The organism is Mesorhizobium sp. L-8-3 (genome assembly GCF_016756615.1).
Classification (GTDB): domain Bacteria; phylum Pseudomonadota; class Alphaproteobacteria; order Rhizobiales; family Rhizobiaceae.
Genome location: NZ_AP023262.1, coordinates 2,562,580 through 2,581,624, shown reverse-complemented (window position 1 = coordinate 2,581,624; position 19,045 = coordinate 2,562,580). Strand labels below are relative to the sequence as shown.

The following is a 19,045-nucleotide window of genomic DNA, read 5'->3' as shown; positions in this document are numbered from 1 at the left end:
GCCTACAGCTCCGCCGGGCGGCGCAGGTCGAGCGTCATCGGAAACTCCGGATGGGGACGCTCCGGAACCGGCTCGTACGCACCTGGGCTGTGGCCGTGGGGCTCGAAGCGGGCGAGCCTGCGCGCCTCGGCTTCGTTGCCGTTGACCGGAAAGCTGTCGTAGTTACGCCCGCCGGGATGTGCGACATGGTAGATGCAGCCGCCGAGCGCCCGGCCGGTCCAATGATCGAAGATGTCGAAGGTCAGCGGTGCATGCACGGGAACGACCGGGTGCAGGGCAAGTGCGGGCTGCCATGCCTTGAAGCGCACGCCGGCGACGCTTGTCCCGTTGCCCACCTTTTGCATGGGCAGCCTGCGCCTGTTGCAGGTGACGGAATAGCGGTCGGGATCGCTTTGCGCCGTCAGCTTCGCCTGAAGCCGCTCGACTGACGAATCCGTGTAGCGCACCGTGCCGCCGATCGCGCCGGTTTCGCCGAGCACATGCCACGGTTCCAGCGCCTGTCTGATCTCCAGACGCACGCCCTCACGCTCGATCTCGCCGCAGAAGGGGAACCGGAACTCGGCCTGCGCTTCGAACCATTCCGGCCGCAACTCGAACCCATGCGCCGACAGGTCGGCAAGCACGTCGAGGAAATCGGCCCAGATGAAGTGAGGCAGCATGAAGCGATCGTGCAGCGCCGTGCCCCAGCGCGCGAGCTTCCCCGACACCGGCGCATGCCACAGCCGCGCGACGATCGACCGGATCAGCACCTGCTGTGCCAGGCTCATGCGCGGATGGGGCGGCATCTCGAAGCCGCGGAACTCCACCAGTCCGAGCCTGCCGGTCGGACCGTCTGGCGAATACAGCTTGTCGATGCAGATTTCCGCGCGATGCGTGTTGCCGGTGACATCCACCAGCAGGTTGCGGAAAAGCCGGTCGATCAGCCACGGCAACGGCAGCTCGCCGGTACCGGGATCCGGCACTTGAGAAAGCGCTATCTCGAGCTCGTAGAGTGCGTCGTGCCGCGCCTCGTCGATACGCGGCGCCTGGCTGGTGGGACCGATGAACAAGCCGGAGAACAGGTATGACAGGCTCGGATGGCGCTGCCAGTAAAGCACGAGGCTGCGCAACAGGTCCGGTCGGCGCAGGAACGGGCTGTCGAGCGGCGTCGCGCCGCCGACGACCACATGGTTGCCGCCTCCCGTGCCGGTGTGGCGGCCATCGATCATGAACTTGTCGGCGCCGAGCCGGCTCTGACGCGCCTCCTCATAGATCGCTTCGGTGGTGGCAACGCATTCTTCCCAACTTGCGCTGGGGTGGATGTTCACCTCGATCACACCCGGATCGGGTGCGACTCGGATGACGTTGAGACGTGGGTCGTGCGGTGGCGAATAACCTTCGACATGGACGGCAAGACCAAGCCGCTTCGCCGCCGCCTCGGCCGCCGAGATCAGTTCCAGATAGTCCTCGACGCGCTCGACCGGCGGCATGAACACGCACAGCCTGCCGTCGCGCGGCTCGACCGAGAGCGCGGTGCGGACCGCCTCGCCCGGCACGCCCAGTTCCTGTTGGATCAGCGATTGGCCGGCGCTAGCCTCGGTGAAGCTCGCCACGGCCTGCGGCGGACTTGGCGGAGCGAGATCGGGCAGTTCGCCGCGTGGTTCGGTCGGGTCGGCGGGGTGGACATAAGGGTAGTGCGAAGGGGCGACATAGGGCAGCGAACCAAGCGGCAGGCGAAAGCCGACCGGACTGTCGCCCGGCACCAGGAACAGCCTTCCGCGCCGCAGCTTCCACGCTTCCGAGCGCCAGCGACGACCGGCCGCCTTCGCCTGCCAACGCTGAATCGGCAGCACGTAGCCGGAAGGTTCGGTCAACCCGCGCTCGAACACGCGGGCAATGCGGGCACGCTCTTCCGGATCCTTCAGCTTGGAATTCTCGGGCGAGACGTTCTCCGGCAGGTTGGCCTCCTTCATCACCCATTCGGCCGGATCTTCAAAGGCTGGCACGACATGGTCGGGCGCGACCGCGAGTTCCTCGGCAATCCCCTTGAGCAGCGCTTCCGCTTCCGAGGGACCAGCCCCGGTCTTGTCGCCCTCCTCGGCGATCAGCCCCGCATCTTGCCAGATCGGCTTGCCATCGCGCCTCCAGTAGAGCGAGAAGGTCCAGCGCGGCAGGCTCTCGCCGGGATACCACTTGCCCTGCCCGTAGTGGAGGAAGCCGCCCGGCGCGAAACGGTCTCGCAGGCGGCGGATCAGACGGTCGGCCAGCGCGCGCTTGGTCGGCCCGACCGCATCGGTGTTCCATTCGCCGCTCTCGAAGTCGTCAATCGAGACGAAGGTCGGCTCGCCCCCCATGGTGAGCCGCACGTCGCCCTCGGCGAGCTTTTCGTCGACCTTGCGGCCCAGAGTATCGAGCGCGGACCATGCCTCGTCCGAAAACGGCCTGGTGATGCGCGGATGCTCGGCCACGCGCGACACCGTCATGTCGAAGGTGAAGTCGACCTCGGCGTAGCTCGCCAGGCCCGAGATCGGTGCGGCGTTGCGGTAGTGAGGCGTGGCCGCTAGCGGGATGTGGCTTTCGCCAGTCAGGAGGCCCGAGGTTGGATCGAGCCCGATCCAGCCCGCGCCGGGAATATAGGCCTCGCACCATGCGTGCAGGTCGGTGAAGTCATGGTCGGTGCCGGCTGGTCCGTCGAGTGCGACAATGTCGGGCTTCAGCTGGATCAGATAGCCGGAGACGAAGCGGGCGGCGATGCCGAGATGGCGTAGCGCCTGAACCAGAAGCCAGCTCGAATCCCGGCACGAGCCCGTTCCGCCCGCGAAGGTCTCCTCCGGCGTCTGCACCCCCGGCTCCATACGGATGACGTAGCCGACCTCCCGGGCGACGCGGGCGTTGAGATTGACGATGAAATCGACCGTGCGTGTCTTGTCGCGCGGCACGCCGTCCAGGAACGCCTGAAGGTGCGGCCCTGCGGGTTCGGGCTGCATGTAGATCGACAGATCCTGCCGGACGTCTTCGGGATAGTCGAGCGGCCAGTACTCGGCGCTGTCCTCGACGAAGAAATCGAACGGGTTGTAGACCGTCATGTCGGCGACGAGATCGACCTCGATTCTCAACTCGCGAACCGGTTCGGGAAAAACGAACCGCGCCATCCAGTTGCCGTAGGGGTCCTGCTGGTGGTTCACGAAGTGATTGGTCGGAAACACCTTGAGCGAATGAGAGATCACCTGCGTGCGGCTATGCGGCGCCGGCCGCAGGCGGATCACCTGCGGTCCGAGGGTGACCGGACGGTCATAGCGATAGTGAGTAAGGTGACGGATACCAGCCTTTATGGACATCGGCGACGATCGAAGAGGTCATTTCAAGAACATCCTGTGTCGCACCCTTCCACAAAACGCTGCAGCGCACCATAGGCTTGTGTGCAAAGCACCGGCCTTGGGAGCGGGGCGCGTTGATGTTGGCCTGCACCTGACGCAGCGGCGATGGCCCGCCGGCGCAAGCCGGGGGCCTATATTCATTATCGTGGCGTCGACCTACTGGTCGACGTAGTGGACGCCTGCAGCCATGTCGAGCAGCCGACTCATGATGACATCCATCGCTTGGAGAAGGACGATTCAGAAGCCATGAGCCTGAAACTGGAGCGGGACCAACATCACATGATCACGTGCCCATTGCCCCATTTCTCCCACTTCGGGCCACGCGAACACAGGCGGCGCCGGACGGCGCCGGCTATGCCGCTTTCTGATTTGCTGCCGTCTCTGCCAATCGGCTCAGGGCCTCGTCGGTCTTCGCTTCCTCGCCCAAGGTCTGGTCGAGCAGTCTGGCAGCATCGTCCATGCCGAGTTCCCGAGCCCACCGCTTGAGCGTCCCATAGCGCGTGATCTCGTAATGCTCGGCGGCTTGGGCTGCAGCGATCAATCCGGCATCCAGGGCTCGCGAACCCTTGAACTCGTCGAGGATCTCCTCACCCTCTTCGACTATACCGTCGATTGCCGGGCAGTTCTTGCCCTGCGCCCGCTTCCCGAAAATCTCGAACACCTGCTGGAGGCGGTCGACGTGACCTTCGGTCTCATCCCGATGCTTTTCAAACGCCGCTTTGAGGTCGGGGGACTCAGCGCCCCTCGCCATCTTCGGCAACGCTTTGAGAAGTTTGCGTTCCGCGTAGTAGATATCCCTGAGACCGTCATGGAACAGGTCTGCGAGTTTTTTCTCGGTTTTGGCCGGCATGGTTTTTCCTCCGCTGTGCAGGCGTGCAGGTGTCCAAACGCGGGTATGGGACATCGGTTCCGGCCGCCTCGCGATGGGCGTGCCCTTCATTGCCTCCCCTCCCGGAATGCCAATCGAGGAACTGAACAGGGGCACGACAGTTGAAGTGCACGTGATGGTTCCCGGAAGAAGAAGCCAGCAGAAGCTGTAGCTGTCTGGCGGGCTTGGAAATGGCGGCACGCGGTCTTGTTCATGGTCGCCTCGGCGCGAATTGCGTTCATGGATCGAGGAACTCGCCGTCAAGCGTCCGGAACGAACGCTTTTCACGCGCTTCATTCCGGCCGAGCGTGCCGAAGACGCTCGCGGCACCTGGGCTGCCTACTATCGGCGGTGGGCCGAAGTAACGCTTTGCAACATCGACTCACGGCTGGTCGAACTGGCGCCGGCGCTCACGCGTTTCGTTCCGCCTGCCAGGCTTCTCGACAAACGTGTCTATTCGCCCTGGACCGAGGGCGAACTGGACCGGATCCTGCGCGACACTGGGACGGACACCCTGGTCGTGACCGGCTGCGAAACCGATGTCTGTGTGCTCGCCACGGTGCTTGGCGCAATCGACCGCGGCTTCCGCACCATACTGGTCACCGACGCCATATGCAGTTCCACGGACCACACACATGACGCGCTCATGGAACTTTATTGTTCCCGCTTCAGCGAGCAGGTCGAGGCCGTTTCGATGGACCAGGTCCTGAGGGACTGGTCCTGATATCGGCAGGAGATGGTCATGGTAACGGCCTCACTTGCGGTCGGCCGGGTTTCAGACAGCGTTGCCGGCCGCATTTTTCTTCGCAATCTGTCGGAAAAATCAGCTGCATCCGTGCCGCGGAAAAAACGCGGTCTGGCGGCGGTCGAATCAAAAGAAGCCTGACCAACGTGAGCGGCTTCTGCTCCACTTGAGCATTGACGAGACGGTAACTAGCTAAGGCCTCGGACTGGAATGTCAGCGAGGGAGCGGTGTCATGCAACTTCATCAACGCGGCGTCGATCTCTTGGTCGACGTCATGGATGCTGCCGACCATGTCGAGCAGCTGACTCATGATGAAATCCGCCGTCTTTTGAAAGAGATTATCGAGGTCATGAGCCTGATGCTGGAGCGAGACACAAAGCACCTGTCTGACGCCTCGTGACGGCTACCTCATCAGCGCACCGTGCCAGGACCGCGCGCCTCGAGGCGCTTCGAGATCCTCGACAAGCTGCCGTCCGAACGCCCGCCCCCGGCCACGCGCGACGGCGATGGCTGCCAACGCAAGGCCGAGGAGCGCGCGTGCAGCCGCCAGCGGGCTTGCAAGACCGGGTGAGTCGTGCTGCGAGCACGTTCGGCAAATGAAGGACAACGGCTGCTGGGGTCTCCGCGATGTCAGGAAAGTAGATGGTCCTTCCCTCTGGTGAGACTCCTGACCCGATCGGCCCAAAGCAGGTCTTCCACGGACTTTGAGTCGTTCGATCCGCACTGAGACCAAATGCCAGACGTTCAGCCCAGATTCCTAGTTGCTCAGCTTCGCTGAGGTCCTTCCCTTCCGAAGAGGAATCGGATCCGAAGGATTCGCAGAGACGCAACCTAATCGGAAGGGCGAGGCTTCCCGATGGTGCCGTTCCGACGCGCTTCGTTATGCCCGAGCAGTCTTGGAAGACGGTCCTCGATCAATCTCAGGAACTGCTCGGCGGCCACGGTCAGGGCCCTTCGGCTCGGATAGACGGCGTAGATGTCGGCGGGCGACGGGTTCCATTCGCTCAGCACGTGCACGAGTTCGCCGCTCCGTATGTCCTGCTCGCACAGCGTGATCGGCACCGACGCGATGCCGATGCCTCGTCCCACCGCCGTCATGAGTGCGGTCAGCTGGGTGGTGGAGAAGCGCGGCTCGAACTCGACCCTGGACGTTTCTTTCCCTTTGCGCAGCCGCCATCCCCAGGCCGTCGATTTCGGTCCGAAGCCGATGCAGTCGAACTCCGCAAGGTCGTCCGGCTCGGCCGGAGCATTACGACCGGCGAGGACCGACGGATGGGCGACGAGCACATAGGGGGTGGAGGCGACGCGTCGCGCGATGACGTCGAGATCAGGCAGCGGCTCGAAGGCTGCGTGGATGACGAGGTCGGCCGAGACCAGACGCGGATCGAGGAGCCATGCCGTTTCCTCCAGATGCAGCCTGACCTTCGGGGCGGCGTCGACGAACTCGGCCGCGAGTTGCTCGACAATCAGCGTGCCGAGCAAGGGCGGACACACCACGTGCAGGAAACCGGCCGGCATGCGCGCAACGCGGTCGGCCATCTCGAACACCCTGTCGGTCTCGCGCACCACCCGGCTGCACTGGCCGTAGCATTCGCGCCCGAAGCTGGTCAGCACGAACTGTCGCGGCCCGCGATGGAACAGCGGTACGCCGAGACGCTTCTCCAGATCGTTCAGCCGCCGCGCCAGCGTCGACTTGGGCAGGTTCAGGCGGCGACTGGCCGGCGATATACCACCGCAATCGACCACCATCTTGAAAGTGTAGAGCTCGTCGAGACCTTTCATCATCGTTCCGGATTTGGCGCGAGATCGTCCCGAATTTAGAACAAGATCGGGCCTCCTCCAATGCTAACCTCGTTCCGGTTGGCAGGACAGTGGAGGAAAAGCATGACGGAACGGACGCCGACGACCGGCTGTATCATTGACACCCCCTACGGAGCCCTGACCGGTGCACGATCGGACGGCGTCGTCAGCTTCAGCCGGGTTCCCTACGCCTCGCCACCGGTCAGACGACTGCGCCTTCGCCTGCCCGAACCCGTCCGGCCGTGGAAAGAACCTCTGGACTGCACTCGCGAGGGTCCGGTGCCGCCGCAATTGCCGTCCCGGCTCGCCAAGATCATGGGCGACTATCCGGCGCTGCAGGACGAGGATTGCCTCCACCTCGACATCTGGGTGCCCGAGAACGGATCCGCCGAAATGCCGGTCTTCGTCTTCCTTCATGGAGGCGCCTTCATGACCGGGGGCGGCTCATTGCCCTGTTACGACGGCGCGCTGCTCGCGAAGAACACCGCGACGATCGTCGTGAACGTCAGCTATCGCCTCGGTGCATTGGGATTTCTTCCCATAAAGGGCGTGGCGCCGGCCAACCTCGGCCTTCACGACCAGATCGCGGCACTTCGCTTCATCCGTGAAATCGCCCCCGCCTTGGGCGGTGACGCCGCGAACATCACGGTTGCCGGCCAGTCGGCGGGAGCCTTTTCGATCGCCCTGCTGCTGGCAACCCCGGCGCACCGCACCCTGTTCAAGCGGTCGATCATGATGAGCGCGCCCCTCGGCCTGGAACTGCCCTCGGTGGAAGCGTCCGAGCCCCTCGGCCAGGATTACATGACGGCGCTCCGGCTCGCGCCGGACGATCGCGACGGCATTGAGGCCCAGCCGATTGAGCGGCTGATCGCGGCGCAACTCGAACTGCTCAAGGCGAAGGCCGGGACGCCCGGCGACGTGACGCCTCCTTTTCTACCCGTCATCGATGGCGAGCTCGTACCGGTCAACCCGCTGGAAGCGCTGGTCGGTGGCGCCGCTGCGGATGCCGAAGTGATGATCGGCACCACACGGGAGGAGATGACCGCCTTCCACTACGGCGACGAGGGTCTGGCGAAAGTCGCCGACGAGGTCACCGTCGCGGCCTTCCGCCGGCACTACGGCGACCAGGCCGAGCGAGCGATGCGCGAGGCACGGGCCCGGCGGATGCCGGCCACGGGGCTCTCGCTTCTCGGCGACCTCATGACGGACGCCGTGTTCGCTGGACCGAGCCTTGCCGTCGCGCACGCGCAGGTGGAGGAAGGCCGCTCGCCATATGTCTACCGCTTCGACTGGCAGTCGCCGACACCTGATATCAAGGCCTGCCACTGCATCGAGCTTCCTTTCCTCTTCGGCAATCTCGGCACGTGGCGCGAGGCACCCATGCTCGCTGGAGCTGATATGCGCGAGCTCGCCGATCTCAGCCGTGTTTTCCAGGGCGCGCTGGCAGCCTTCGCCAGGAGCGGCACACCCGAAGGTCCTGGCCTGCCCGCCTGGCCGGATCACGGCAGCAGGCGCGTTGTCCAGCATTTCAACAGTTTTATCCAGGCGGCCGCGGCCGCCTGACAGTGAACGAACGTCGTGGGGAGGACGACCTGATGAACAAGACACCGAAAAACGAACTTCCAGCTGGGCCGTCATGGAAAGGCACGGAGGGCATGTCACGGAACTGGGTGATCGCAATCTGTTTCGTGATCGTGCTGCTCGACGGTCTCGACACGACGTCGATCGCCTTCGTCGCGCCGGTGCTGGCGCGCGAATGGGGCATAGCGGCAGCCGCCTTCACGCCCGCCTTCATCGCGACCAGCATTGGCGCGGTGATCGGATACCTCGCCTGCGGGCCGCTCGCCCAGCGGTTTGGTTCGAGGACGATCGGCGTCGGCAGCGTGGTGATCTTCGGGCTGGGCACATTGCTGACCGCGGTCGCCTACGACATCGTTTCCCTGAGCATCTTGCGCCTTGTGTCGGCCATCGGTCTGGGCGGCGTGCTACCGATCGCAGTGGCCGCGGCCGCGCAGGTCGCGGCACCGCAGCACAAGGAAACGGTCGCCATGCTGGTGGCGACCGGCCTCTCTGCCGGCGGCGTCGTCGGCGGCCTCGTCGGCGGCCCCTTGATGCAGTCCTTCGGCTGGACCTCGGTCTTCATAATGGGGGGCATCCTGCCGCTCGTTCTGGTTCCCGCATTCAGCCACGTCGTCGCTGGCTCGGGATTGGAAAATGTGGTCGCGACGAAGAAAGGCGGTCGGGCGAGCCCGGTCGCGGCGCTCTTCCGGGACGGCCTCCTGCCGTTCACCGCGCTGTTGTGGCTTTTCGCCTTCTTCACCTTTCTCGCCGCATTCGCGCTGAGCTTCTGGATTCCGACCCTGCTCGTCAGCTTCGGCTTCGAGCCGGCGAACACGCCGATCGGTGCTGCCGCATTCGGAGCGGGCGGCGTCGCGGGAAACCTGGTGATGATGACCATCGTCTCCAGGCTCGGGATGAAACGCGTGCTCCTCGCCGCGATGCTGCTCGCCATCGTCTGCGTGGCGTTGATCGGCAAGGCCCCGATCCCCGCCGGCATGGTGCTGCCGCTCATCGCCGGTGTCGGCGCCGGCCTGATCACCGGCTGCGTCGGGCAAAGCGCGCTCGCCGTCTCCTTCTATCCGCCGGCGCTGCGCGCGACAGGGGTCGGCTATGCCGCAGCCTGCGGACGCCTCGGTTCGATCCTCGGACCGGCGCTGGGAGGGGCGATGCTGTCTTTCGGCTGGTCGGCGCGCGACATCATCCTGACGACCATCCTGCCGGCGCTCCTTGCGATGCTGACCGTGACCGTCCTCGGCCTGGTGGAGCGCAACCGGCGCCCGGTGCTGAATCCGGGTTGACCGGTCACCGGCCTTGCCAGAGGTGGCCGGCGGCGGCCGAGCCGAAAACGTGCTTGGCCGCGTTCCCTTCGAATGGCGCGCTGCAAACTGACGGCTTTGATCGCTCGTCCGAAAGGGGAACCGGTTTCGGGAGACATGCGCAAGTAGCCAAAGGGCGTAAGGGGTGCTCTTTCCGGCGCCATCTCGAACCAGAAGGGTCCGCAAGGGCGACCGCCCGTCGGCCGGTCAGGCCGCCCCATCGGAGTGGTGAGCAAAGCGAACTCGCGTGAGATCAAGAAATGGTGCCCCTGGCCGGGATCGAACCAGCACGCCCGTGAGGGCAACAGATTTTGAGTCTGCCGCGTCTACCAATTCCGCCACAGGGGCCCTGCCCTGCAACCGGGCCGAACGGCAGCGGACTATACGCAGAGCCCCTCCGCCGTCAACTGCCGATGCGCGGTCGCCGACATCCGGGATCATGATTTCGTGATGTATGGGCCACCGGAGCGAAGGGGCGCGCATTTGCCACGCCTCCTTTGCAGACGGGCCCGTGCCGGTCCCACCGGCTGCCATTGTGCAGAGCAAAAAATCTTTCTAGACAGGCCGGGCCAAACCGAGGGGTTTTGATGCTTCGCAAACTCTACGACTGGACCCTGTCGCTCGCCGCCCGCAAGTCCGCCGAATGGTGGCTGGCCTTCATCGCCTTCGTCGAGAGTTCCGTCTTCCTGGTGCCGGCCGACGTGCTCTACCTGCCGATGGCGCTGGCGCGGCCGGATCGCGCCTATCGCTACGCGCTGGTCGCCACCATCGCGTCCGTGCTCGGCGGCATCGCCGGCTGGTATCTGGGCTACTATGCCTATGAGAGCATCGCCAAGCCGGTGCTCGAATTCTACGGCAAGTATGACGAGTTCGAGGCACTGCGCACCTCGAGCGGCATCGGTTTCATCCTCTTGATGCTGGTGACGTCGGGTGTCGCCCACCTGCCGCCGATCAAGGTGGTCACCATCCTGTCGGGTGTCATGCATGTCGACATCTGGCTGTTCATCCTGTCGGCGATCGTGGCGCGCGGCGCCCGCTTCTTCTTCCTTGCCTGGCTGCTGCGCACCTATGGCGAGCCGATCCGGCATTTCATCGAGAAGCGGCTGGGCATGCTCGCCATGCTCGCTGCGGCTGCCCTGATTTTGCTCTACATCGTCGTCAGATACGTGCTGTGAGCGGCCGAGCGCCGCATAGCCCCATCAGGAACCGGACCTCATGACCTCGATCGCCTCCCCAGCCGGACGCCTGCAGACGCTGACCGCGCTGTTCCTGACCGTCGCCATGGCGGCAGTCGTCGGAACGGCCCTCGGCTTCGAGCACATCGGCGGCTACATCCCCTGCAAGCTGTGCCTCGAGCAGCGCATCCCCTATTATGCAGGCGTGCCGCTGATGGCGCTCGCCGCCCTGTCCTCGACGCTCCACTGGCCGGCCTGGGTGACACGCGGCCTGCTGGTCGTGGGCGGTTTGCTGATGGCCTGGGGCCTGTTCCTCGGGGTCAAGCATGCCGGCGTCGAATGGGGCTGGTGGGCCGGTCCCACCGACTGCGGCGCCGTGGCCGCTCCCGTCGACACCGGCGGCAAGGGCGTGCTCGACGCGCTGAACACCTTCGTGCCGCCGGCCTGCGACACGGCTGCCCTGCGTGTGCTCGGCCTGTCCTTCGCCGGGTGGAACGTGATTGCGAGCCTGATCCTCGCCGCGATCGCCTTCCGCGGCGCCTTCGGGAAGGGTGAATGGTGACGAGCGGACGCGGCGCGTCTCGGCCAGTCAAATCACCTTTCTACCATTCACTATTTCACCATTCACCGGCTCTACGGCTCCAGTTCGACATCCCAGTAGAGATAGTCCATCCAGCTTTCGTGCAGGTAGTTCGGCGGGAAGCGCTTGCCGTTGTTGTGCAGGTCGTGCACCGTCGGCTGGTAGGGCTTCTGCATCGGCCACATCTTGGCCTGTGCCGGCAGCATGCCGCCCTTCCTCAGGTTGCAGGGCGAACACGCGGCGACCACGTTCTCCCAGGTCGTGGCGCCGCCGCAGCGGCGCGGAATGACGTGGTCGAAGGTCAGGTCGTCTGGGGTTCCGCAATATTGACACCGGAAGCGGTCGCGCAGGAACACGTTGAAGCGCGTGAAGGCCGGATTGCGCGACGGCTTCACATAGGTCTTCAGGCTCACCACGCTCGGTACCTTCATCTGGAAGGAGGGCGAGCAGACGGCATGTTCGTATTCGGCGACGATGTTGACGCGGTCGAGGAACACCGCCTTGATCGCGTCCTGCCATGACCACAACGACAGGGGGTAGTAGCTGAGCGGGCGGTAGTCCGCATTCAGCACCAGAGCTGGAAGCCCGTCGGGTGAGACCGCAACCGTCACGTCCGATTCCCTCCTTGATCCACGAAGCGATCGGCGCCGATATTGTAGGCGGGAGGTGTCAACAATGTGAAGCTGCCGGGATGCCGCGAAGGCCGGCGAAAGCTCACAATTCCACGGATCTTTTCAAGCGTTGCGAAGGCGGAGCACCCTCCTTGCCGTTGATTTGCCGATAATAAGCCCAGAAAAGCCTGGACGCTACCCCCCGCCATGGCTGCCATGATTCGGCGATCGCGATCAGCCGTTTCTCGTCGGGCCGCTCCCCGAGCCCCAGCGCATGGCCGACCGCGCTCTGCAGCGCCACGTCGCGCGCGGGAAAGATATCGGGATGTCCGGCTGCGAACAAAAGATAGACCTCCGCCGTCCACGGCCCGATGCCCGGCACTGCGGTCAGGCGCCGGATCGCCTCGGGCGCGTCGAGCGCACACAGGCCGTGAAGGTCGAGCCCGTCGCGCAGCATCGCCTCGGCCAGCGCCGTCAGCGTGCGCTGCTTCGGCCGCGACAGGCCCGCGGTCCGGTAGGCTTCTTCCCCGGCGGCGAGCAGTGCTCCGGGCGTCAGCGGATCGACCAGCGCCGTCAGCCGCCCGAAGATCGCATCGGCGCTCGCCCGCGACACTTGCTGCGAGACGATGATGGAAACGAGGCTGAAGAAGCCGGGCTCGGAAAGCCGCAACGGCACCGCGCCGGCGGCGCCGCGCACCCCGGTCAGCCGGGGGTCGATGAGGCAGAGCGCGTCGAGCCCCTCGTCGATGTCAGACATTGCCATGATCTTGCGCATCCCGCCCCCAGCACCTCTTTCGGGCCGCACCTTGTTCCGGCCTCACCTTGTTCCGGCCTCAGGGGCAAAGTAGCAATCGCCTGTCGCGCGGTTCAACACCATTGCTGACGGAACCTGGCAGGAGACCGATGACATCCGTTTTCCGCTTCGCCCCGAGCCCGAACGGCGAATTGCATCTCGGCCACGCTTTTTCGGCGCTGCTCAACGCGAAGCTGGCAACGGCGGCGGGCGGGCGGTTCCTGCTGCGGATCGAGGACATCGACACCACGCGCTGCACGCCCGAATTCGAGGCGGCGATCTATAGAGACCTCGCCTGGCTCGGTCTCGAATGGGAGGAGCCGGTGCGGAGGCAGTCGGAGCATTTCGCCGAATATGGCGCGCTGCTCGAGCGATTGATTCGGGCGGGGCTCGTCTATCCGGCCTTCATGAGCCGCGGCGAGATCCGCGCCCATATCGCCGACCAGGAGACACTTGGACGGCACTGGCCGCACGACCCCGACGGGGCGCCGCTCTATCCCGGCGTGGACAAGCAGCTGTCGAGACGCGAAAGGCGCCGCCGCATCGATCGCGGCGACGCCTTCGCCTGGCGGCTCGACATGGAGGCCGCGCTCGGCGAGGTCGCTCATCCGCTGTTCTGGCGCGAAGCCCGGGACGAGGGCCTGGCCGCGACCGAGCGCATCGACGCCAGCCCCGAGGACTGGGGCGATGTCGTCATCGCGCGCAAGGACGTTCCGACGAGCTATCACCTGTCGGTCGTGGCCGACGATGCGCTGCAGGGCGTCACCCATGTGGTGCGCGGCCGCGACCTCTATTTCGCCACCGGCATTCAGCGCGTGCTGCAGGAACTGTTCGGCCTCGAGGCGCCCGTCTATTTCCACCACGGGCTGGTGCATGGTCCCGACGGCCGCAAGCTCTCCAAGAGCCTGCGCGACAGCGGCATTCGCGTGCTGCGCGAATCCGGCGCAACCGCCGCCGAAGTCAGGCGGATGATCGGGATCGGGTGACGGCCATGGGCGACGGCACGGCGGCGCTGGCCCAACGGATCAACGGCATTGAGGCTAATATTCAATGCTTTCGCTTTGCCTCCTGTGCGGGCCGGCGCTAAGCAGGTTCCGCAAAGGTGTTCCGCGGTTCTGCTGCCAGAACATGCGGCGAAGCAAGAATCCAAGCAGGCGATTCGTCGGCTTGCCAACGAAAGTCCGCCTAGAGCGGGGCCCGCCCGCTCGAGCTTCCACGTGTCATGATCATCCCGTCCCGCGCCATTCCTCCACTCTTCGTCGTGCTCTGGGCCACGGGCTTCATCGGCGCGCGCTATGCCATGCCCTGGGCGGAACCCTTCACCTTCCTGGCCGCCCGTTTCGTCATCGCCGCCATGCTGCTCGCCCTGCTGCTGATCGCGATGCGCGCGCGGCCGACGGGCCGGCGCGGCGCGCTCCATGCCATGATCGCCGGCGCGCTGATGCATGGCGTCTATCTCGGCGGCGTGTTCTGGGCGATCCATGGCGGCATGCCGGCCGGGATTTCGGCGCTGATCGTCGGGCTGCAGCCGCTGATCACCGCGGTGATGGCGGGCCTGTTCCTTGGCGAGAAGATCCTGCCGCGTCATTGGGCCGGCCTCGCCACCGGCTTCGCCGGCGTCGTCATCGTCTTGTGGCCGAAGCTCGGCGCGCTCGGCGGCGGCGTCACCGCCGCGACGCTCGCCGCCTCGATCGTCGCCGTCATCGGCATGAGCGCCGGCACGATCTGGCAGAAGCGCTTCGGCGCGGCATCCGATCTCGTCGGCGGCACCTTGTGGCAGTATCTCGGCGGTGCGCTGCTGATGACGCTCGCCTCCTTCGCCCTCGAGACGCGCACCGTCACCATCAATGGCGAGCTCATCTTCGCCATGGCCTGGCTGGTCCTGGTCCTTTCGATCGGCGCCATCTTCCTCCTGATGGCGATGATCCGCGAGGGCGAGATATCGAAGGTCGCGTCGCTGTTCTATCTCGTCCCGGCCGTCACCGCCGTCATCGCCTGGCTGCTGTTCGGCGAAGCGCTCAGCCTGGTGCAGATCGCGGGCATGGCGGTGGCGACGATCGGCGTCGCCCTCGCCACCGCCCGGCCGCGCCGCGCCTGAGCAGGCTTGCCGGCGGCAAGGCCAGGCCGTTCCTCACCCCGCCACCCGCGACCGCGCTTCGCGATAGCGGCTGATGGCGGCGTTGAGCTCGCCGCCCAGGATGAAGATCGCCGAGACGATATAAAGGAACACCACCGCGATCATGATCGAGGCCAGCCCCGCATAGGTCGTCACATAGGAGGAGAAGCGGTCGAGATAGTTGGCGAAGATCGTCGAGCCGATCAGCCAGCCGACCAGCGTGAAGGCGATGCCGGGCAGGATACTCACGAAGGAGCGCCGGCCTGACGGCAGCCAGAGATGGACGGCGACCAGGCCGAGCACGATGACGGCCGAGGCGACGACGAAGCGCCACAGCGTGATGGTGCCGATATAGGGCTTTATCCACTCGACATTGGCCTCGGCGATGCGCGCCAGGATCGGCGCGAACACCAGGAGCACGCTGATCGCGACGAAGCAGACGGTGGCGATCACGACGAAGGCGAGGCTCTGCAGGCGCCGCATCACGAAGGAGCGCGTTTCGAAGACGCGATAGGCGCGATTGAGCGCGGTGCGCAGCGCCTCGATGCCGTTCGAGGCGAAATACGCCGCCAGCACGATGCCGAAGGTCAGGAGGTCGGTGCGCGGCACGGTCAGCACGGTGACCACCTCCCTCGCGATCGGCGCGGCGATCTGATCGGGCCAGGTGTCGAAGATCAGATGCACGGCCGTCTCGGCGAATGCTTCGGCGCCGAGGAAGCTGGCCAGCGTCGTGGCGAAGATCAGGAACGGGAACAGCGCCATCAGGGAGGAGATCGCCAGATGGCTGGCCATCGCCCAGCCGTCGTCGTCGTTGAAATGCCCGAACGCGTCCGCCAGCACGCGGCGCAGGGCGACGATCCTTCGCATTCTCACTCCGATTGTATCCTGCCTGCGAATATGTGAAGGCTTTGCGGCAATTGACAAGCATGGGAAAGGGCAGCGGCGCCGGATGGCCGAGTTGCGCACAATCATCGTCACCGGCGCATCCTCCGGCATCGGCGCATACTGCGCCCGGGCGCTGAAGGCCGAAGGCTGGCGAGTCTTCGCCACGGCGCGCAGGGCCGAGGACATCGCGGCCCTCGAGGCCGACGGCATCGAGGCCTTCTATCTCGACTATAGCGAGCCCGCCTCGATCCAGGTCCTGGTCGATATGGTGCTGGCACGCACGGGCGGCACGCTCGACGCCCTCTACAACAACGGCGCCCATGCCCAGCCGGGCGCCGTCGAGGATCTCCCCGTGGCGGCGCTGCGCGACCAGTTCGAGGTCAACCTGTTCGGCTGGCACGACCTGACCCGCCGCATCGTGCCCGTCATGCGCCGGCAGGGTCACGGGCGCATCGTCAACTGCTCCTCCATCCTCGGGCTGACCCCGGTCAGGTTCCGCGGCGCCTATGCCGCCTCCAAGCATGCCCTGGAAGGCCTGACCCTGTGCCTGCGCTCCGAACTCGAAGGATCGGGCATCCATGTCTCGCTGATCGAGCCGGGGCCGATCGAATCGCGCATCGCCCCCAACGGGCTTGCCTGGTTCGAGAAATATGTCGACCACGAGGCCTCCGTGCATCGCGAGGCCTATCAGGGACAGTTGAAGCGCCTGCGCGGCGGCGGCTCGAAATCGCGGCTGAAGCTCAAGCCTGACGCCGTTCATGCGGCGCTGCGCCACGCCCTCCTGTCGCCCCGGCCGAAACCGCATTATCTGGTCACCGTGCCGGCGAAGGCCGGCGCAGTCCTCAAGCGCATCTTGCCCGCCCGCCTCTTCTACAGGATCCTGGCGGGGCAGGCGTGAACATCATTCGCAAGCCAGTAGACAGGAAACACCCATGGCCACCGTCTTCAACATTCTCGCCATCGTCGTCATGGTGGCGGTGGTCATCGTGCTTCTGCGTGGACTTGTGAACATGATGCGGGGCGGTTCGGCCAACACCTCCAACAAGCTGATGCAGGCGCGCGTGTTCCTCCAGTTCATCGCGCTGGTGCTCATCCTGCTCGCCGTCTATTTCACACGCGACTGAGGCATCATGGTCAAGCTGAACAAGATCTACACCCGCACCGGCGACGACGGCACCACCGGGCTCGGAACCGGCGCGCGGCGGCTGAAGTCGGACCTGCGCGTCGAGGCCTACGGCACCGTCGACGAGGCCAATGCGGCGATCGGGCTTGCGCGGCTCCACACCGCCGCCTCCCATCCTGCCATCGATGCCATGCTGGCGCGCATCCAGAACGACCTCTTCGATCTTGGCGCCGATCTCGCCACGCCCGATGACGGCAAGCCGCTCGGCTACGAGCCGCTGCGCATCGTGGCGTCCCAGGTGACGCGCATCGAGGCCGATATCGACGCCGTCAACGCCAACCTTAAACCGCTGCGTTCCTTCGTGCTGCCGGGCGGTTCGCCGGCCTCGGCCACACTTCATCTCGCTCGCACCGTTGCCCGCCGCGCCGAGCGGCTGATGGTGGCGCTCGCCCAGAACCCGGCCGAACATGTCAACCCGGAAGGCATAAGATACATCAACCGGGTCTCGGATTTCCTGTTCGTGGCCGCCCGCGCGGTCAATGACAACGGAAATGCCGATGTGTTATGGGTGCCCGGCAAAAACCGCTGACAGCGCCTGGCCGATCGGAAGGCCAAAAAGTGGAAGGATCTTCATGTTCATCCCGCTCCACGACGCCAACAGCCTCAAGCACATCAAGCTGCAATATGTGACGATCGGCCTGATCGCGGCCAATGTGATCGTCTATCTCTTCACCTCGCTCGGCGGCGAGAACTTCTCCAACGCCGCCGTCGTCGGGCTCGGCTACATCCCCTCCACCATCTACGACTTGGTCGAACGGCCGCTCGATCTGGTGATCGTTCCCGACTACGCCACCTACGTCACCTATTCCTTCCTGCACGCCGATCTTTTCCACCTCGGCGGCAACATGCTGTTCCTGTGGGTGTTCGGCGACAATGTCGAGGATGCGCTGGGCCATGTCCGCTTCCTCGTCTTCTATCTGCTCTGCTCGGCCGCCGGCGCTGTCGTGCACGGCATGATCGCGCCGGAATCGACCGCGCCGCTGATCGGCGCCTCGGGCGCGATTGCCGGCGTCGTCGCCGCCTATCTGATCCTTCACCCGCGCGTGAAAGTCTGGATCCTCGCCTTCGCCCGCATTCCGCTGCGCATCCCCGCCTTCATCGTGCTGGCCCTGTGGATCATCTTCCAATTCGTGATGCTGGCCGCCGGCGGCGAGGACCAGATCTCCTGGGCCGCCCATGTCGGCGGCATCATCGCCGGCGCGGTGCTGGTGCCGATCATGCGCCGGCGCAGCGTGCCGCTGTTCGACCGCGAGATCGTACCGCCGCGCTCGGTCGAGATCGAGGAACCGGCGACCCCGCGCCCGGTTCCGGCGCAACCGGCGCCGCGCTGGGGACGGCAATAGCCGCTCGGATCAGACCGGTCGCCATTGCTTTTCTGCCCGGGTGGTGGCTTTTTCTTTCGCAACCCGGGAGGGGTTGAGCGATGATCGACCTGACCACTTTGATTGCCTACGTCGTGATCGTGCTCGGTTTCGTGTTCATCCCGGGTCCGGCCACCCTGCTCACGGTGGCGCGGGCGACAAGCTCGGGAACCAGGGTCGGCATCGCTACCGGGGCCGGCATCGCGGCCGGCGACGTCATCCACACCGTCACCGCGATCGTCGGCATCTCGGCGATCATCGCCGCTTCGGCGCTGCTGTTCAGCATCATCAAATATGCCGGGGCGGCGTATCTCGTTTATCTCGGGCTACGCGCGATCCTCGAAAAGACCCCGGTGGACGGTCTGTCCGGCCTGGTTCCAATCAGCGCAGCCACTGCATTCAGGCAGGCCGTGCTGACGGAAGTTCTCAATCCCAAGACCGCGCTCTTTTTCCTGGCTTTCCTTCCGCAATTCTTGCGGCCAGAGAACGGATCGGCCGTTATCCAGCTCGCGCTCCTGGGCGCGATCTTCGTCCTGTTGGGCCTGGTCAGCACGGTTGCCTTCGCCATCGGAGCGGGAGGGCTCGGCAATTTCCTCCGTCGCAATCCGGCAGTGCTCAAATGGCAGGGCAAGGTGGTCGGAAGCATCTACTGTGCACTGGGCCTCCGCTTGGCCATGCAGGATCGCTGAGGCATGC

The 19,045-nt window shown here is 65.3% G+C and carries 20 protein-coding genes and 1 tRNA gene; 14 read left to right on the top strand and 7 right to left on the bottom strand.

What is annotated here, in order from left to right; all coding sequences use genetic code 11:
• Positions 1-2: 2 nt before the first annotated feature.
• Complete coding sequence (locus JN302_RS12200; protein WP_202333024.1) at positions 3-3,317, bottom strand: transglutaminase family protein; 3,315 nt, start codon at positions 3,315-3,317, stop codon at positions 3-5.
• 391 nt (positions 3,318-3,708) lie between these two features.
• On the bottom strand, positions 3,709-4,206 hold the full coding sequence (locus JN302_RS12195) for a YciE/YciF ferroxidase family protein (protein WP_202312423.1): 498 nt from the start codon (positions 4,204-4,206) through the stop codon (positions 3,709-3,711).
• A gap of 250 nt (positions 4,207-4,456) precedes the next feature.
• Between JN302_RS12195 and JN302_RS12190 the strand changes: the two genes are divergently transcribed.
• The 3 genes from JN302_RS12190 to JN302_RS12180 all read left to right on the top strand — a co-directional run bounded on the left by JN302_RS12190 (position 4,457) and on the right by JN302_RS12180 (position 5,369).
• Positions 4,457-4,948, top strand: a complete 492-nt coding sequence (locus tag JN302_RS12190) for an isochorismatase family cysteine hydrolase (RefSeq protein WP_244846301.1) — start codon at positions 4,457-4,459, stop codon at positions 4,946-4,948.
• 18 nt (positions 4,949-4,966) lie between these two features.
• Positions 4,967-5,110 (top strand): hypothetical protein, encoded by a 144-nt coding sequence (locus JN302_RS12185; protein ID WP_202312421.1) that lies wholly within the window; start codon positions 4,967-4,969, stop codon positions 5,108-5,110.
• Between the two features lie 91 nt (positions 5,111-5,201).
• Entirely contained in the window at positions 5,202-5,369 is a 168-nt protein-coding gene (locus JN302_RS12180) for a hypothetical protein (RefSeq protein ID WP_202312420.1), read from the top strand.
• A gap of 431 nt (positions 5,370-5,800) precedes the next feature.
• On the opposite strand, the gene JN302_RS12175 is transcribed toward JN302_RS12180, so the two are convergent.
• Positions 5,801-6,751 carry a LysR substrate-binding domain-containing protein gene (locus tag JN302_RS12175; protein WP_202312419.1) on the bottom strand — a complete coding sequence of 317 codons (951 nt, stop codon included), beginning with the start codon at positions 6,749-6,751 and terminating at the stop codon, positions 5,801-5,803.
• 102 nt (positions 6,752-6,853) lie between these two features.
• On the opposite strand from JN302_RS12175, the gene JN302_RS12170 reads away from it, so the two are divergent.
• Both JN302_RS12170 and JN302_RS12165 read left to right on the top strand, forming a co-directional pair.
• Positions 6,854-8,332: a carboxylesterase/lipase family protein gene (locus JN302_RS12170; protein ID WP_202333022.1), complete on the top strand. Its 1,479-nt coding sequence runs from the start codon at positions 6,854-6,856 to the stop codon at positions 8,330-8,332.
• Positions 8,333-8,364: 32 nt separating this feature from the next.
• Positions 8,365-9,627: an MFS transporter gene (locus JN302_RS12165; RefSeq protein ID WP_202333021.1), complete on the top strand. Its 1,263-nt coding sequence runs from the start codon at positions 8,365-8,367 to the stop codon at positions 9,625-9,627.
• Positions 9,628-9,906: 279 nt separating this feature from the next.
• Here JN302_RS12165 and JN302_RS12160 read toward each other — a convergent pair.
• A tRNA-Leu gene (locus tag JN302_RS12160) sits at positions 9,907-9,993 on the bottom strand.
• 239 nt (positions 9,994-10,232) lie between these two features.
• Here JN302_RS12160 and JN302_RS12155 point away from each other — a divergent pair.
• Entirely contained in the window at positions 10,233-10,820 is a 588-nt protein-coding gene (locus JN302_RS12155; RefSeq protein ID WP_202312414.1) for a YqaA family protein, read from the top strand.
• Positions 10,821-10,860: 40 nt separating this feature from the next.
• Positions 10,861-11,382, top strand: a complete 522-nt coding sequence (locus JN302_RS12150) for a disulfide bond formation protein B (protein ID WP_202333020.1) — start codon at positions 10,861-10,863, stop codon at positions 11,380-11,382.
• 71 nt (positions 11,383-11,453) lie between these two features.
• Here JN302_RS12150 and JN302_RS12145 read toward each other — a convergent pair whose 3' ends face one another.
• Both JN302_RS12145 and JN302_RS12140 read right to left on the bottom strand, forming a co-directional pair.
• Positions 11,454-12,011 (bottom strand): HNH endonuclease, encoded by a 558-nt coding sequence (locus tag JN302_RS12145; RefSeq protein ID WP_202312411.1) that lies wholly within the window; start codon positions 12,009-12,011, stop codon positions 11,454-11,456.
• Between the two features lie 103 nt (positions 12,012-12,114).
• Positions 12,115-12,786, bottom strand: a complete 672-nt coding sequence (locus JN302_RS12140; protein WP_202333019.1) for a DNA-3-methyladenine glycosylase family protein — start codon at positions 12,784-12,786, stop codon at positions 12,115-12,117.
• A gap of 128 nt (positions 12,787-12,914) precedes the next feature.
• On the opposite strand from JN302_RS12140, the gene gluQRS reads away from it, so the two are divergent.
• Both gluQRS and JN302_RS12130 read left to right on the top strand, forming a co-directional pair.
• Complete coding sequence (gene gluQRS, locus JN302_RS12135; RefSeq protein WP_202333018.1) at positions 12,915-13,790, top strand: tRNA glutamyl-Q(34) synthetase GluQRS; 876 nt, start codon at positions 12,915-12,917, stop codon at positions 13,788-13,790.
• A gap of 236 nt (positions 13,791-14,026) precedes the next feature.
• Complete coding sequence (locus tag JN302_RS12130; protein WP_202333017.1) at positions 14,027-14,902, top strand: DMT family transporter; 876 nt, start codon at positions 14,027-14,029, stop codon at positions 14,900-14,902.
• Positions 14,903-14,935: 33 nt separating this feature from the next.
• Here JN302_RS12130 and JN302_RS12125 read toward each other — a convergent pair whose 3' ends face one another.
• Positions 14,936-15,787: a YihY/virulence factor BrkB family protein gene (locus JN302_RS12125; RefSeq protein WP_202312407.1), complete on the bottom strand. Its 852-nt coding sequence runs from the start codon at positions 15,785-15,787 to the stop codon at positions 14,936-14,938.
• Between the two features lie 82 nt (positions 15,788-15,869).
• Between JN302_RS12125 and JN302_RS12120 the strand changes: the two genes are divergently transcribed.
• The 5 genes from JN302_RS12120 (at position 15,870) to JN302_RS12100 (ending at position 19,038) form a co-directional block, all read left to right on the top strand.
• Positions 15,870-16,703, top strand: coding sequence for an SDR family oxidoreductase (locus JN302_RS12120; RefSeq protein WP_202333016.1), 834 nt, complete (start codon positions 15,870-15,872; stop codon positions 16,701-16,703).
• 34 nt (positions 16,704-16,737) lie between these two features.
• Entirely contained in the window at positions 16,738-16,929 is a 192-nt protein-coding gene (locus tag JN302_RS12115; protein WP_202312405.1) for a twin transmembrane helix small protein, read from the top strand.
• A 6-nt stretch (positions 16,930-16,935) separates the two neighbouring features.
• The gene (locus JN302_RS12110; protein WP_202333015.1) at positions 16,936-17,517 is read left to right on the top strand and encodes a cob(I)yrinic acid a,c-diamide adenosyltransferase; all 582 of its coding nucleotides are present in this window, start codon (positions 16,936-16,938) and stop codon (positions 17,515-17,517) included.
• Between the two features lie 43 nt (positions 17,518-17,560).
• On the top strand, positions 17,561-18,331 hold the full coding sequence (locus tag JN302_RS12105; RefSeq protein ID WP_202333014.1) for a rhomboid family intramembrane serine protease: 771 nt from the start codon (positions 17,561-17,563) through the stop codon (positions 18,329-18,331).
• Positions 18,332-18,411: 80 nt separating this feature from the next.
• The gene (locus tag JN302_RS12100; RefSeq protein ID WP_202333013.1) at positions 18,412-19,038 is read left to right on the top strand and encodes a LysE family translocator; all 627 of its coding nucleotides are present in this window, start codon (positions 18,412-18,414) and stop codon (positions 19,036-19,038) included.
• Positions 19,039-19,045 lie beyond the last annotated feature (7 nt).